The sequence below is a fragment of the Pseudomonas sp. KB_15 genome, assembly GCF_052114525.1.
GTDB lineage: Bacteria > Pseudomonadota > Gammaproteobacteria > Pseudomonadales > Pseudomonadaceae > Aquipseudomonas.
This window is the reverse complement of the sequence record NZ_JBFREX010000001.1, coordinates 231,418-246,735: the sequence shown is the minus strand read 5'-3', so window position 1 is coordinate 246,735 and position 15,318 is coordinate 231,418. Positions and strand designations below refer to the sequence as shown.

Here is a 15,318-nt window from a genome sequence, read left to right as displayed (position 1 = left end):
CAATTTGCGGAGAGTGCAATCATGAATAGAAAAATGGAATTGCCGAGATGGCGGCGTCCCGGTCTGTGGTTGGGGTTGCTGGCCACGTTGGCTGCGCCTGCGGCAAGCGCTGCAACCCAGGAAATCAGGGCGCTGTTTACGCCGGATTCGGCTAACCCGCATCGCAACGAGTTCGTCAACAAGACACCCTCCAGTGGCTACTGCGAGTTCTATCCCGACATCTGCCGCAACAGCAACACCTTCAGTATCAGGCTGATGACGCGTTTGACTTCGAGCAAACCCATGCAAGCCAATTCCGGTCCACGCAACAGTGCCATGTTCAAGGTGCCAGGAGACTGGCGCTCACTGACGGTCACCAATAAGGAGACGGGAGACAATCAAAGGGTTGAAGTGCGTATTGCCGGCGTTGGCTCCAATTATGTTTTGAGCGACACGGCAGCCAATTTGACGGGCGCTCCGAATGCCCAGGAGGGGCACGATAGGTTATGGAAGGGGAGCGGCTGGCTGTATGCAACGCCTCCTTGCCAATCCACCCACGTCGGATTTTTCGGCTCCAACACCTATGCGTTTTTCTGGAAAACCCCCAATGCAACTCCCTGTGTGAAAGTCGCCAACTTCATGATCCCTGGCATGTCCTACGGCTATCTCGACTTTGCCTATGAATTGCGTACACCCAACCCTTTGGGTATGGGGTCCGGGATCTATACCGGGAGTCTGACTTACCGCCTCGGCCCTGGCGGCGACTTTGACTTCGGTGACGTCATGACTCCGAACGATCCGGTACTGACCCTGGATTTTGTACTGGACGTGCAGCACACCCTGAAAGTGGATATCCCGCCTGGCGGCGACAGAGTCCAGCTGGCCCCGGCCGGTGGCTGGCAAAGCTGGCTGCAGGCCGGTCGGCGACCGGTGAGGTTGTTTCGGGACCAGACCTTCAATATTTCGGCCTCCTCGCGCTTCAAGATACAGCTGGAGTGCGAGATCAGCGGGTTTCCCTACGACTGCATGCTCGATGACCGGGTTTCGAGACGGGCGGTTGAACTGCGGGTCAGTGTCAGCCTGCCCAATGGCTTGACAGATATGGCCGGGCAACCGGTCAAGTGGCGTGCGTTGCGAGCGGGCCCGGCCAATGCCCAGCATTTTCAACCCGGTTTTTATGTGGATCGAGCGCCGGGCACCCTGCATTTCGAGGTCCCCCAGCATCAGATGGAATTCATGATGCGCCCCGGCGTGGCCTCCACCTACAGAGGCAGTGTCACGGTGATCTGGGATTCGGAAGTCTGATGGGCAAATTAGCGATGGCGCGTGCCTGTGTTGTGTTCAATGTCATGAGGTGCAAGGTATGAAGCGTTTGTGGGCGACACTGATTCTGAGCGGGTTTTCCGTCGGCCTTCAGGCCGGGCCGCAGATCAACGTCGGTACGGTTTACGACTATCTGGACGGCGACAAGAGCACCTATCTCAAGCGTGTGTTCAACAGTGGCGATGCCACTGCCTTCGTCAAGGTCAACATCCTGGAAATCATCTACGAGGCCGATGGCACCTCACGCGAAGTACCGGTCAAGACCCGGGCGGATGCCAGTGGTCGTGATGGTCTGATGGCCAGCCCGGCGCGGCTGATCGTGCCGGCCAACGGCATGCAGGGCACGCGCCTGCTGCTCATGGGCAATCGCGACAAGGAGCGTTATTTCCGGGTGCGCTTTGTGCCTGTCGTGCCGGAAAAGGAAGACGAGTTTGCAGTCTCCGGCGATGAGCGCGAGGAGTACAAGAAGAACCTTTCGGCAGGCGTCAATGTCATGACGGGCTTCGGCACGGTGTTCTTCGTGCGCCCGAGCGACAGTCGTTTCGACACCGCGATAGAGGATGGACCCGAACGTTACCGTCTGCGCAACAAAGGCAACACCGTGGTGGTGATCGATGAGTTTCGCAACTGCTCGCTGAAAAACGAAACCGAATGCGAACCGACCACCAAGCATCACATCCTCGCCGGAAAGAGCTTCGAATTCGAGAAGAAAACCGGCCGCGAATACCGCTTCAACCTGGTTGAAGGCAGTGAGAAAAAAACGCTGCGCATCGCCAGCAAGCAATGACCAACAGGTAGCCGACATGAGCAGGAAAACTTCCAACACCTGGTGCATTGGCCTGCTGATGCTGACCAGCGCGTCGACGTTCGCCGCCCGGGAAGAACACACTTTCGAAGTGTCCGTGGATATTCCGACATTGGGATTTTACGTGATCCCTGCGGAAACGAACTGGATACACCTCGAACAGCAATTGCCGTGGAATCCCGTCACCTCGACGCTGGGCGGCCTGCGCAAAAACTTCGACGTCAAGCACGACACCAGCGCAATCGAGGCTCGGCTGGAAAGCGAGCCGTACTTATCCAATGGCCGGGACGAGCAGAACATTTATTTGCGTGTCAGTTTTAACGGCCAGGAGCTGAGCCACGACCCGCAACCCCGGCAAGTGGTGAGCGCAGAACAGGCGCGCGCCGGTGGGCGTTTCGCGCTGGACATCCAGCCGAGAGTCCCCGCTGGCGGCTACAAGACCGGACACTATTACGGCAATGTCCATCTGGTTTTCAATGCCGCAGCGCCCTGAAACCAACCCGGCTGAATAAACCTTCATAGAGCACGATCATGAATCTCAAGACTTCGCTCCAGGGATGGCTACGCGGTTCCCGCTCGTTGGCACTGCTGGTTTTCGTCACGCCCTCGGCAACGGCGGTAACCCAGGAAATCAGGGCGCTGTTCATCCCCGACTCGGCTAATCCGCAGCGCAATACATTTACCAACACGACCCCGGTCAGCGGCTATTGCGAACAGTATCCCGGCGTGTGTCGGGACAACAATATCTTCAGCATTCGCCTGCCCTTGCGCTTTGAGTCGGTCAAGGCCATGCAACCCAATGCCGATGCGCGAAACAGTGCGATGTTCAAGCTGCCGACTCAATGGCGCAGGTTGACGGTTACCAACGCGGACACCCAGGAGTCGGAGCAGGTCGAGGTACGCGTTGCCGGTTTCGGTTCCACCCACGTACTGAGCGACTCCTCGATGAACCTGACAGGGGCGCCGACCGCACGAGAGGGGCATGACCTGTTGTGGGTTGGCGCCGGCTGGGTTTTTCCCGCACCGCCATGCCAATACAGCGGCATGGCGTTGTATACCAGCAACACCTACAGTTTTTTCTGGAAAACACCGACTGAAGGCGCTTGTGTCAAAGTTGCCAGTTTTCCGATCCCGGGAATGTCCTATACATATCTGGATTTTGCCTACGAACTGCGCACGCCCAACCCCATGGGCATGTCTACGGGGCTCTACACCGGCAGCCTGAATTACAGCGTCGGTCCCGGTGGTGACTTCGACATGGGGGATGTCATGCTCCCGAACGATAATCAACTGACCCTGGATTTCGTGCTCGATGTGCAGCACATGCTCAAAGTCGAGATTCCGCCCGGTGGTGAAAAAGTCCGGCTTGTTCCCGACGGTGGTTGGCAAAACTGGCTGCAGGCCGGGCGCAGACCGGTGCGGCTGTTTCGTGATCAGGTGTTCCATATTTCAGCGTCGTCGCGGTTCAAAGTCGAACTGGACTGTGTGATCGAGGGCTACGACTGCACAATCAAGGATGCGGTTACCAATCGCGCAGTCAAATTGAAGACCCACCTCAGCCTGCCCCCGGGAATGACTAACACTGCCGGGAATTCGGTCAGGTACGAATTGTTGCGGGCCGGGCCGTCATACGCCAAACATTTCAAGACCGGACACTATGTGCACCGAGGTCCCGGCATATTGCACTTTGAAATTGCATCCCACGAGATGGCGCAGATGCTCCAACCTGGTGTAGCCAGCCGCTATGTCGGAAACGTCACTGTCATCTGGGATTCCGACGTTTGAAAGACAGTGAACCTGACGCCAGCAGCGGCTGTCAGGTTCACCGCCCGGCCTTACTGTCCGGCCCTGCGCAATGCAGCGCGGGTCAACTGTCTGGACAGTTCCTTTTCATCGTCACCCAGGTCGACCAGCAGCCGATCAAAGGTTTCGTCGCTGATCGGTTCATCTGCGAAGAGCACGGTGTCCGGCACCGGCAGATCGTTCTTGAGCGACCTGAGACGCTCGCGCAGGGCGGGTCGTTTGGCTTCAAGGGCCGAGAGCCATTCAAGCTGAGTGGCGCGAAGAGTTTCAAGTTGCTCGTACTTGTTCAGAAACAGCAGCTTGTTGCTTTCCATGCGAACCGGCCAGGTAGTGCGCAGGTAGTCTTCCCAGAAAGGCTGTTCGAGCATTCTGCTGACCAGACCATCGCCTTCGCCCAGGGACAGCACTGTGTCATGGGCTTGATCGATCATGGCGTCGGTGACGCCGGACACGGGCCTGAACAACATGCCCCGGGATTGCCAGGGCAGGTTCAACCGATCCGCCAGGCCAGTCTGGTAGACCAGGTAGACTTCGACGTCGTCAGGGTTGCCGCCGCGGCTGTCGACATCGGCCCGGGCGACGTCATTGACTTGCTCCAGCCGCGCCGCGCCTTTGGCCAGGGTCACCAGTTTTTTCTCCAGCTCTGACGCATCGGTGGAGTACGAATAGGCCTCGGACGCCAGCACATTGATGCCCATGTTGTTGAACAGTTGAGCACCGGCATCGGCGCAATCGACCGGAGCGATCGCCATGGTGAACAGCTTTTCGCGTAACGCGGTGTCGATGAACACGGCATCGAGCATGCGCCACACCCGTTGCAGCAATTGGTCGCGGGCCGCGCCGCCAGTACGGAAGTCGGCGCTGTTCTGGGTATCGAGCAGCACCTTCATGAATTGTTGGCCCTGGGGTTCGTTTGCCAGTTCCGACCAGATGTTCGCCCGCTCGACGCCCCAACCGGGCACCTCGTTCCAGTGTTCCAGGGAGGTTACCGAATTGACTACCAATTCTTGCCGGGTGTTCGCAGGCAATACCGGTTCCGGTGGCAACGCCAATGAGCTTCGATATTGCTGATAACGCAGTTGGTTCAGCGGCGAAAGATTGCCGACGTCCAGCCGGGTTCGTGCGACCACCCGGGCTTGGGGTGAGCCGGCAACCACTTCGGGAATCTGGTCGATCGGGTTGTCACGCAGGTCCAGTACAAAGCCGCGAGGCCTGGGTTTGGCGAAGACGCCTTGTGGCCAGGCAGTGATCACGGTGTCTTTCAACCCGAGCACTTTCAGGCGCGGCATGCGCCCGATGTCGATCAGCCTGCCCAACGGGTTCTCGTCGAGCCTGAGGATTTCCAGATACGTCAGGCGCTTGAGGCGTTCAACGGCAGGGGCGTCGAGGACGATTTCGTTTTCACTCAGGCGCAGGCGTTCGAGCCGTGGCATGGAGCCGATGTTCTCTGGCAGAGCCGTCAGCTCGCAGCTCCTGGCGCTGAGCTCGCGTAGATGAGGGAAGTCTTTCAACAATCCGTTTGGCTGAATGGAAAAGCGCGAGTTATCGAGTTTCAACACAGTGATCCGGTCGAGAAATTTCTTCAGTTCGGGGCGTTTTGACCACCAGGTGTCCAGGTTTTTTGACAACAGGTCGCTGGACAGGTCGAGGGCATAACTGTCTGGATCGGTTAGGTTGCCCAGCCCGCTGTTTTTTCGTTCGAAGCAGTCGATCAGGCGCCGGGCAATGTCCTTGCCACCACCACCCAAAAAGCCTTCGGGGTCCGGTCCCCAGGCTTCAGGCTGTTGGTATTCCCAGCGATTGAGGATCACGCGCAATTCATCAAGGTCATTTTCATGCTGTTCGATCGCCTGCAGCGGCTGACCTTTTTCGATCAGGGCGTTGGCAAATGCATCGACCTCGCTTTCGCTGAAATGCGGGTGCAGGTCTTGAATGCGCTCGTGCAAGGTAACGCCGCTCCTGCTCAGGGCACCGCCACGCAACAGTAATTGGGTCTCGTATTGGGCAACCGGCCGAATCGGTGGTTGCGCCAGAATCGTGCGGCGTTCGCTGGGCGGTTCGGTTTTGACGGTGAGCCATTGCCGGAATTTTTCGCTGTCGCCCGGTTTGTAGCCCAAGGCTTTTTGCCCGTCTTTTCCCAAGGCGTGCAGGAGTGCTTCAAAAAAGCTGTCGTCTTCATGGATCGGTTGATCCGCGCTGTCGCGCACCCGGTATTTACCCGTTTCGTCGCGAATCATGATGCGCACTTGCGAGGCATTGTCGGGCCCGGCGCTGCACCGGAGTTCACCATCGAAAGTGCCCTGGCGGATTTCCAGACGCAAGTCGCCGAAAGCGTCGGTGTTGATACGCAAGGTGCCGAGTACCAGGCGTTCGGTGTCGGGAGTGATTGAGGCGCTCGGGTACAAACCCTGGGCCGCTCGCACCGTTTGCGTTTCGAACTGAAGTTCCCGCGCCTGGGTCTTCAGGCGCAGGGGCAGACGGCTTTTTTGCGTTATCCACTGACGCTCCGCAGCGCTGGCACGGGCATGGATTTGTGCCGCAACGGTGGCCGGAAGCTCGGGGAAATCGCCGAACAGCGGCGCGATCTCGGGGGATAACGGAACGGGTGCAATGGCCGGTGAAGCCAGACGTTGCAGGCTATCGGTCAACAGCGGTGGCGGTGGTGCGCTTTCCACGTGCACCCTGCGCAGCACGCCTTCATCGGTGCCGCTGATTTGACGAATCTGCTCCAATTGTTCATCGCTGAAACCATCGGTGCTGTGGCCCAGACGACGCATCAATGTCGAGCCTTCCCACTCGCGCGGGTTTTCCGTTTCGCTGATCCAGGCGCCGTGACCGTTGTGGCGCAGGCTCGGCGCATAGGCATCGGGTCGTTGTGGATGTTTGATCCGGTGTTGCCCGGTGACCGGGTCTTGCGCCACTTCGAAGTGCTGATCGTCCAGGCGCACGAGACGGCGGCCTTGATGTTGGTAAATGCCCGATGCATCGGGTTTGACATTGGTTGCTGGTGCCGGACCCGGTTGTTGATAGGGCGCGAGGTCCGGGTTCCACAAACGGGCGCGGCCATCAGCCAGTCGCACCGGTTTGAGGCCCTCGAAAAATGGAGAGAGTTTTGTCCGTGCAGCATTGCCCAGCGCGCCGCCCGCCGCGAACGCGCCCAACTGGACGATGCTTTCCAGTACCCCGAGGGTTTGTTCACCAGCCTCGGCCAAACGACCTTCGGCCAGATCGACGAGGCCCTCGACCACTTCATCGGTCAGTTGATAGGCGGTGTACGCCAACATCATTTCGCCAAGGCCCGGGACAAACGGCGTCACCACCAGCAGCGCGGCATTGAGGATGTCGGAGAGCATTTTTTCCAGGTTGTCCCACCACGCCCAGCGCGCCATGCGGTCGGCAAGTTCAGTGGAAATTGCGATTTCCCGGGAGTCGTTGAGGATTTTGTTGAGTTTCTGTCGGTAGAAGTAGTCCCAGAGATTGCCGTTGAAAACGGTTCCGCGATCGGCCTCGACATTCAACAGACTGAATTGCAGATCCGGGTTATCCACAGAGGTTTCACGCCAGGAGGGCAAGTTGGAACCTTGGGGTGCCGGCTGCCATTTCACCTTGCTCAATCGGTCATTCAAACCGGCAAAAAAATGCCCGCGTTGTTGATGCTCCACGAACTGGCTGAAGAACTGCTGATAAGGGGGGGCATTGGTGCCGTCGCGTAATTGTCGAGTCAGTTCAGCCATGAACTCAAGCGGCGAAGGGTATTGCTTGAGTGGATGTTCCGGGTCATGCGGGACATACACCAGCACGGGGACAGGACGGGTGGCGGTCGATACATCAGGGGTAATAATGACAATGCCGGTCATTCGCGTGTCCATCATTGCCAGGTTGTAGTAGCCAACGGCCTGGCCGTTCCAGCGAAGATTCGCACGCTCGACGAGCACACCCTGCACCAGATCAAACGCGTCCTGATCAATGTCGTTGTTCATCAGGGCCATGTGTGCCGCGACATTGAGCGCACTCTTCTGGCTGAGAATGACCTTGTGGCGCAAGACGTTATTGGCGACGGGATTGGTCGACTGTAGAAAATCGTTCAGGTGCTGTTGATACCGGGCGCCGATATTCAGTTCGCGGCAGAGGGACTTGAACTGGTCGATGCTGATTTTGCGCTTCAGTGGCTTTACCGCGAAGTGCCCCTGGGTGTTCGGTCGGGTGATGAACTCGGAGTCCGGGGCAAAAGTCTCGTCACGGGAAAAGTTATGCAGGGCGGCGTCCAGCAGCGAAACGGTTCGGCTGGTGGTTGCGCCTGAAAAGTCATGCACCCGCAATGCAGTTTTAGCCGGCACATACAGCCGCAGCCAGGTCTGCTCGACGTCGTCCTCGACACCGAAGCGATCTTTCAGCGCCTGTTGCAGCACGGGTTTGGCGAAGGCGTAGACGTCCTGCAGGTTGCTCAGTGCATGGTCGACATTGTTTTGCGCGACCCAGTTGAGCTTGACGCCATTTTTCAGATTTCGGTGCGCCGCTGGCGAAGCCTTTTTGTGCCAGTCGGGAAGTGTCAACTCGACACTTTTCAGCTCGCTGATACGAGCAACCGACGCATTGCGCAACCATTCGGGTATGGCTTTGCTGACCAGGTCGTAATGGATGCTTTTATCGGCAGGGGCGATGACAGGCGGGCTCGCCTGGTGAATCGTGCTCAGTGAATTGGGCATTGCTTGATCGTCCGTTGATCAGAAGTGGAGCGATCAGGATAGGTACGCGGATAGGGCGAAAAAAAGCGCAAAAATACGTTGGGAAAAACCTCGCCACGGTTTCAACTCTTTCGAAATTGAAGACGGAAAAACAACTATGTACCGCCATGCTTGCGTTTAGCGTGCGACGGTTGTCTCGGTTTTGAGGCACTGTGTGTGGGTGCCCGGTTGCAAATACGGCGTCAGGATCGGCGCCATGCCCTTGAGCACCTGCACCGGCAACGCCGAGGTGAAGGTGAAGCTTTCTGCCGAGCGGCCTGGCACGAAGGCGGTCAGGGTGCCGAAGTGGTGATCGCCGATATAGAACACGAAGGTCGCCGTGCGGTTGAGCGATTTGGAGCTGAGAATCCGCCCGCCGGAGCCGATGGCTTCGATGCGGTTGTCGCCAGTACCGGTCTTGCCGCCCATGGCCAGCGGCGTGCCGTCGGGCAGTTTGAAACTGCCGGCCACGCGTTTGGCTGTACCGGCGTCCACCACTTGCGAGAGGGCTTCGCGCATGGCGGTGGCGACCTCGGACGGCATCACCCGTTTGCCGACGTCCGGGTCATTGATCAGCTGGGTTTCATAGGGCGTGTTCGCGGCGAAATGCAGGCTGTCGATACGCAGGGTCGGCATGCGCACGCCGTCGTTGAGGATGGTGCCGATCAATTCGGCCAGGGCTGCGGGACGGTCGCCGGAGCTGCCGATGGCGGTGGCGAGCGACGGCACCAGGTGGTCGAACGGATAGCCGACTTTCTGCCAGCGCTGGTGGATGTCGAGGAACGCTTCGATCTCCAGCATGGTGCGGATGCGACTGTCGCGGGCGCCCTTGTGTCGGCTTTTGAACAGCCAGCTGTAGACCTCCTGGCGTTCGAACTGACTGGCTTTGACGACTTCGCCCCACTTGGCGTCGGGGTGATTGAGCAAGTAGCCCATCAGCCACAGGTCCAGGGGGTGAACCTTGGCGATGAAGCCCTGGTCCGGCAAGTCGTAGGAGCCGGGGCCGTAGGCCTCGTAGAGCCGCGAAAGACGCTCGTCAGTGAGTTTTTCCGTGAGCTTGGCACCCGTGAGGTGCGAGCGCACGAAGGCGTTGAAGCTTTCCTTACTGGCCTGCGGCAGCAGGTAGCGGTGTACGGCGGCCATGCGGATCGGGGTCGGGCGCATGCTGTCGAGGAAGGTCTCGAGCCGGTCCTGGGTGTCCTTGTTCCTGTACTTCTTCCAGAACTTGAGCAGGAACGAAGTGCCCTCGCGGTCGGCGAATTCGGCCAGGTATTCCTGGCGCCGCGGGTCGCGGTCGTCCTTGAACAGTTCGGCACTGCTGTTCGCGCCCGAGTAGGTGGCGTAGCGCACCAGGTCACGCATCAGGCGAATGAACGGCAGGTTGATCGACTCGCGCAGGGCGTCGCGCAAGGTCGGTATCCGGCCGTTGTCTTCCTTGCGGAAGTTGTGGAACACATGCAGGCCGCCACCGGTGAAAAATGCTTCGCCGGGGCTGGCGGAATATTTGCGGTCCAGGGCAGCACCGAGCATTTTCTGCAGGTCGCGGTCCTTGTTCTCGATCAGGTAATCAACCGCCCAGCGACTCAGGCGGTCCTGATCCGGCACGTCGACTGTCTTCAGTTCCGGGACGCCCATGTCGGCGTATTTGTCGTGCAGCTCGGAGATGATTTGCAAGTAGGTGGTGAGCACGCGCATTTTTGCGGTGGAACCCAGTTCCAGTTTGCTGCCTTCGTTGATGTCGAACGGCTGGTCGGTGCTGTCGGTCTGCACCCGCACCCGCGAGCCGTCCGGGGTCAGTTCGAACAGGGTGAAGCTGTAGCGCACCTGGGTGGTGCTGGTGGGGGTCAACAAGCGTTCGCCCATCAGGCCGATTTCCGCTGCGTAGGCCGGGTCGGCGAGTTTTTTCAGGTACGCGGTGGCCTGGGTTTGCAATTCCCCTTGCAGGGTGCTGGTGGCCGACAGGTCAAGGCGGTCGAGGTCGTACAGCGGACGATTGAGCAAACCGGCCAGGCGGCTGCGGGCCACGCTGATGCCTTTGTTGGTTTCGATCGGTTGAATGGTCGGCTGGGTCGCCCAGTCGCGATACGTCACCTTGCTGGCCAGTGCCGCGGCGGCGAACGGCGCATCGATCACATTGTTCTGGGCCAGCAAACGAATGTGACTGTCGGTGAGGTCGGCCAACTCATCGCGGCCCTTGGTCAGGTAATGCGACGGGCGGCGCTGGGCAATCATCAGCGACAGCATTTCGCGCAGGGCCAGGCCTTTGTCCGCCATGGTCTTTGGATCCGTCGCGGTGCTGGACAAAGCTTCGTTGGCCAGTTTGAAGTCAGAGCCGTACCACACGCGCAACCCTTCAGCCATGCCATGCACTTCACCGTGGCCCGGTACGGCCGACAGCGGCACGCTGTTGAGGTAGTCGCGCACCACATTCTGCCGGGCTTCGAGGGTTTGCGGCCCGGCCTGATAGGCGCGTACGGTGGCGGAAATCATCTGGCGAATTTTTTCCGCGCCATTGACCGTCAGACCATCAGGGGAATGCCGGTACTTCTCCAGTTGCGTGGCCAGGGTACTGCCACCGGCGGATTGGCCGGGCACGTGCAACAACTTGGCCAGTTGGGACCACGCCGCCATGCCGAACCGCGGCCAGTCCACTGCCGGGTTGGCCAGAGGTTGCCTGGGGTCGAGCAGGAAGCGGTTCTCGATGAACAGCAGGCTGTTGACCACCACTGGCGGGATCGAGGCAAAGGATGAATAAAGCTGCTGCGGATAGTTGTACTGGTACAGCGGCGCTGCGCGGCAATCGGTGATCGACAGCCCGGCCTGGATCTTCTCGGCATACGGTATGAACAAGCCCTTGTCGCTGTACTTCAACAGCGCCGGGGAAAAGCGGGTTTGCGCCTCAACGACGAAATCGCGCTTGATCAGGCGCGGCAGGAATTCATCCAGCGAGCTGTAGCCCAGGCGCCGATCGAACGGACCGTCGCCCGGATAGCGAATCGCATCGCTGGGGCCGGGTTTGAGCTCATAGCTCAGGGACGCGGCGTATTTGCTGACTTCCCGGGCCTGGAACTTCGAGGTGCGCATCTCCCTCATGGCGGCCAGCCCCACGACAATCGCGATAATCAACAGCAATAGCCAGAAAGCTCCCCAGCCGTGCCTGGAACGACGGGGTTTTTCAGGTATCGGCGCTTCATCCACACCTTCAGTCGGGACCACGGTTTTACTCGAATCGGTTTGCCACAAAGCGCCCATAGTCGATTGATCCATTCACGCAGATTTATCGGACTTGTCTGAAGCTTAGACGGTGGTTGGCAATGGTGAAAAAATTGTGAAGGGCAAAATGTCGGGTTATTGCCGGTAATGCCGATCAGTTAAGCCACAACGCAATCTGTAGCAGCTGGCGTAGCCTGCGTCCGGCTCGGTCCGCGCTCGGGCGCAGCAGTCGTAAAATCAGAGTTCGCGGTACGTCAGAGAGATCGTGCAAGCCGGATTTACGACTGCTGCGCAGCCGAACGCAGCGTTCGGCAGCTGCTACAAGGAAGGCGTAGCGTCTGGGTTGTTTGAAATGCCTGATTTAGACATGTCGAAGGGGTAAATACGGCTTTGGCAGGGGCATGACGATGCACCATTGTTGTGCAATACTCGGCGCCGCTTTTCCCACTGATTTTGCGGGTTTTTCCTACAAGACAGCTCTGCTCACGAAGCAGAGCCGGTTCGGGAAGCGATGGCTTATCGGTCAGCGCTTCGCCACTCGGTGGTCATATCCAATAACAAGACGAGGATGTCCCCCATGCCCACAGGCAATCACCTGCCCCAAGGCGAGACCGCTCAGGGCGGTCCGCTTAAACGTGAACTCGGCGAGCGGCATATTCGCCTGATGGCACTCGGCGCCTGTATCGGCGTCGGCCTGTTCCTGGGTTCGGCCAAGGCCATCGAAATGGCCGGCCCGGCCATCATGCTGTCCTACATCATCGGCGGTCTGGCGATCCTGGTGATCATGCGCGCCCTCGGCGAGATGGCCGTGCACAACCCGGTCGCCGGCTCGTTCAGCCGTTATGCCCAAGACTATCTTGGCCCGTTGGCGGGCTTCCTGACCGGCTGGAACTACTGGTTCCTGTGGCTGGTGACCTGCGTCGCGGAAATCACTGCCGTGGCGGTCTACATGGGCATCTGGTTCCCCGACGTGCCGCGCTGGATCTGGGCGCTCGCTGCGCTGATCAGCATGGGCTCGATCAACCTGATTGCGGTCAAGGCCTTCGGTGAATTCGAGTTCTGGTTTGCCCTGATCAAGATCGTCACCATCATTGCGATGGTGTTCGGCGGCATCGGCATTATCGCCTTCGGCTTCGGCAACAACGGTGTGGCGCTGGGTATTTCCAATCTGTGGGCCCAGGGCGGCTTCATGCCCAACGGCGTGCAAGGCGTGTTGATGTCGCTGCAAATGGTGATGTTCGCCTACCTCGGCGTGGAGATGATCGGCCTGACCGCCGGTGAGGCGAAGAACCCGCAAAAGACCATCCCGAATGCCATCGGCTCGGTGTTCTGGCGGATTCTGTTGTTCTACGTTGGCGCATTGTTCGTGATCCTGTCCATCTACCCATGGAACGAAATCGGCACCCAGGGCAGCCCGTTCGTGATGACCTTCGAGCGTCTGGGCATCAAGACCGCGGCGGGCATCATCAACTTCGTGGTGATCACCGCTGCGCTGTCGTCCTGCAATGGCGGCATCTTCAGCACCGGGCGCATGCTCTACAGCCTGGCGCAGAACGGCCAGGCCCCGGCGGGGTTCGCCAGGACGTCGGGCAACGGTGTGCCGCGCCGTGCGCTGCTGCTGTCGATTGGTGCGTTGCTGCTGGGTGTATTGCTCAACTATCTGGTGCCGGAAAAGGTCTTTGTCTGGGTGACGGCGATTGCCACCTTCGGCGCGATCTGGACCTGGGCGATGATCCTGCTGGCCCAGCTGAAATTCCGCAAAGGCCTGAGCGCCAGTGAACAGGCCGGTCTGAAATACCGCATGTGGCTGTACCCGGTCAGTTCGTACCTGGCGCTGGCGTTCCTGGTGCTGGTGGTCGGCCTGATGGCGTACTTCCCGGACACCCGCGTGGCGCTGTATGTGGGGCCTGCGTTCCTGGTGCTGCTGACGGTGCTGTTCTACGTGTTCAAGCTGCAACCGACCAATGTGTCGCAGGGTGCGGTGCGTTCGGTTTCGTAAGTTGTAATGCCTGAAAGACAAAAGCCCCGGTCGACAATGAGAGGGGCTTTTTGTTTTGAAGTCGCCGCAGCACCATTGATTGCAGGATGCATTTCACCCGCCACACATTCCCTGTAGCAGCTGGCGAAGCCTGCGTTCGGCGGCGCAGCCGTCGCAAATCCGGTGTACGCGGTATGCCTGACGCACCCGGGCGCCTGATTTCACGACGGCTACGCCGCCGAACGCAGGCTTCGCCAGCTGCTACAGGGGGATACTGTTTGCCGAAGGCTGCGATCTTTTAATTGTCTGGTTCAAACGCTTGTTGAACTCAAGCCACATCGCCAGCAGCGCCATCAACCCGGCACCCACCAGCGCCGTGAAAATCTGCATGGCAAACGCATCGTCGGTCAACGCGTTGACCATGTCCGCCAATGGCGCCAGCAGCACGCCCAGACAGAAAATCTCCAGCGAGAATCGGCCCATGCGGCAGCATTGCTGCGCCAGCCAGTTTTGCGTCCATCCACTGTCGGGAATCAGTTTCGCCGTGACGTAGGCCAGTGCCAGGAAATGCAGCAGGCGTACAGGGGAAAGATCGGTCTTGCTGATGGGGTACAGGAAGTTTTGCACGCTCGCCGGGACCACGGCATCGTGTATGTCCGGCCAGCGCCACAGGACGGTCAACACACCCGCGGCCACTGCATACAGCGCCGCACTCACAAATAACGGCTGGCGTACCAGCGGACGAGATTCGGGCAAGCGCGGGCGTTGGCTGTGGATCGCAGCGGCACCGCCGAGCACGAACAGCAGCTGCCAGGCAACCGGGTTGAAATACCACACGCCATCCTTGATGGCCGCCAGGTTCCAGCCAGCCAGTGGCACCATCAGGTACAGCGCCACCGACATCGCGACCACCACCCAGGCCTTGCGCACCAGCAGTGGCAGCACCAGGGGCAAGCCCGCCAATAGCACGATGTACAGCGGCAACGGGTCCATCAGGTTCGGTTTGAAGCGCAACAGCAACTCATCGATCAACGCTTGCTGCGGGTTGCTGATGAAGTGATGCATGCCCATTTCCTCCACCAGATCCCGTGTTTCCACGTGGCTATTGGCGAAGAACACAATGCCCATCAGCATCGCCAGCAGGAAGATATGTACCACGTAAAGCACCCACGCCCGGCGCAGGATTTTTACGCAGGCGATCAGAAAACCTTCGCGGGCCAGGACTTTGCCGTACGCCAGCACGGCCGCGAAACCTGCCAGAAACACGAAAACCTCGGCCGCATCGCTGAAACCGAAGTTACGCAGGGTGATTTGCCCCAAAGGGTTGTGGGGCACGTGATCCCAAAAGATGAAGATCAGGGCCAGACCACGAAAGAAGTCGATCCGGTGATCGCGCGCTAACGTCATGACAGCAGACTCGTAACAGCGGGTGAAAATGGGATTGGCCACGGGCGCAAAGGCCACGCGCCCAAGCGGCGGCGCGCAGGGTGGAC

8 protein-coding genes are annotated in these 15,318 nt (G+C 59.3%); 5 read left to right on the top strand and 3 right to left on the bottom strand.

What is annotated here, in order from left to right; translation table 11 throughout:
- Window positions 1-18 precede the first annotated feature (18 nt).
- The 4 genes from AB4Z35_RS01075 to AB4Z35_RS01060 are packed head-to-tail and all read left to right on the top strand — an operon-like array spanning window position 19 to window position 3,892.
- Window positions 19-1,284 carry a hypothetical protein gene (locus AB4Z35_RS01075; RefSeq protein ID WP_442095905.1) on the top strand — a complete coding sequence of 422 codons (1,266 nt, stop codon included), beginning with the start codon at window positions 19-21 and terminating at the stop codon, window positions 1,282-1,284.
- 58 nt (window positions 1,285-1,342) lie between these two features.
- Window positions 1,343-2,089, top strand: a complete 747-nt coding sequence (locus AB4Z35_RS01070) for a molecular chaperone (protein ID WP_442095728.1) — start codon at window positions 1,343-1,345, stop codon at window positions 2,087-2,089.
- 16 nt (window positions 2,090-2,105) lie between these two features.
- Window positions 2,106-2,600, top strand: a complete 495-nt coding sequence (locus AB4Z35_RS01065) for a CS1 type fimbrial major subunit (RefSeq protein WP_442095727.1) — start codon at window positions 2,106-2,108, stop codon at window positions 2,598-2,600.
- Between the two features lie 38 nt (window positions 2,601-2,638).
- Window positions 2,639-3,892: a hypothetical protein gene (locus AB4Z35_RS01060; protein WP_442095726.1), complete on the top strand. Its 1,254-nt coding sequence runs from the start codon at window positions 2,639-2,641 to the stop codon at window positions 3,890-3,892.
- A 50-nt stretch (window positions 3,893-3,942) separates the two neighbouring features.
- Here AB4Z35_RS01060 and AB4Z35_RS01055 read toward each other — a convergent pair whose 3' ends face one another.
- Window positions 3,943-8,616, bottom strand: a complete 4,674-nt coding sequence (locus tag AB4Z35_RS01055) for an NEL-type E3 ubiquitin ligase domain-containing protein (protein ID WP_442095725.1) — start codon at window positions 8,614-8,616, stop codon at window positions 3,943-3,945.
- A 156-nt stretch (window positions 8,617-8,772) separates the two neighbouring features.
- Entirely contained in the window at window positions 8,773-11,886 is a 3,114-nt protein-coding gene (locus AB4Z35_RS01050) for a transglycosylase domain-containing protein (RefSeq protein WP_442095724.1), read from the bottom strand.
- Between the two features lie 538 nt (window positions 11,887-12,424).
- On the opposite strand from AB4Z35_RS01050, the gene AB4Z35_RS01045 reads away from it, so the two are divergent.
- Window positions 12,425-13,846: an amino acid permease gene (locus tag AB4Z35_RS01045; protein WP_442095723.1), complete on the top strand. Its 1,422-nt coding sequence runs from the start codon at window positions 12,425-12,427 to the stop codon at window positions 13,844-13,846.
- 240 nt (window positions 13,847-14,086) lie between these two features.
- Here AB4Z35_RS01045 and AB4Z35_RS01040 read toward each other — a convergent pair whose 3' ends face one another.
- Window positions 14,087-15,232 (bottom strand): OpgC family protein, encoded by a 1,146-nt coding sequence (locus tag AB4Z35_RS01040; protein WP_442095722.1) that lies wholly within the window; start codon window positions 15,230-15,232, stop codon window positions 14,087-14,089.
- Between the last annotated feature and the right edge of the window lie 86 nt (window positions 15,233-15,318).

Excerpts from the sequence above, each read along its gene's own strand:
- AB4Z35_RS01070 (WP_442095728.1), top strand. The coding sequence starts at position 1,343 with ATGAAGCGTTTGTGGGCGACACTGATTCTGAGCGGGTTTTCCGTCGGC.
- AB4Z35_RS01055 (WP_442095725.1), bottom strand. The coding sequence starts at position 8,616 with ATGCCCAATTCACTGAGCACGATTCACCAGGCGAGCCCGCCTGTCATC.
- AB4Z35_RS01045 (WP_442095723.1), top strand. The coding sequence starts at position 12,425 with ATGCCCACAGGCAATCACCTGCCCCAAGGCGAGACCGCTCAGGGCGGT.
- AB4Z35_RS01050 (WP_442095724.1), bottom strand. The coding sequence starts at position 11,886 with ATGGGCGCTTTGTGGCAAACCGATTCGAGTAAAACCGTGGTCCCGACT.
- AB4Z35_RS01040 (WP_442095722.1), bottom strand. The coding sequence starts at position 15,232 with ATGACGTTAGCGCGCGATCACCGGATCGACTTCTTTCGTGGTCTGGCC.
- AB4Z35_RS01065 (WP_442095727.1), top strand. The coding sequence starts at position 2,106 with ATGAGCAGGAAAACTTCCAACACCTGGTGCATTGGCCTGCTGATGCTG.
- AB4Z35_RS01060 (WP_442095726.1), top strand. The coding sequence starts at position 2,639 with ATGAATCTCAAGACTTCGCTCCAGGGATGGCTACGCGGTTCCCGCTCG.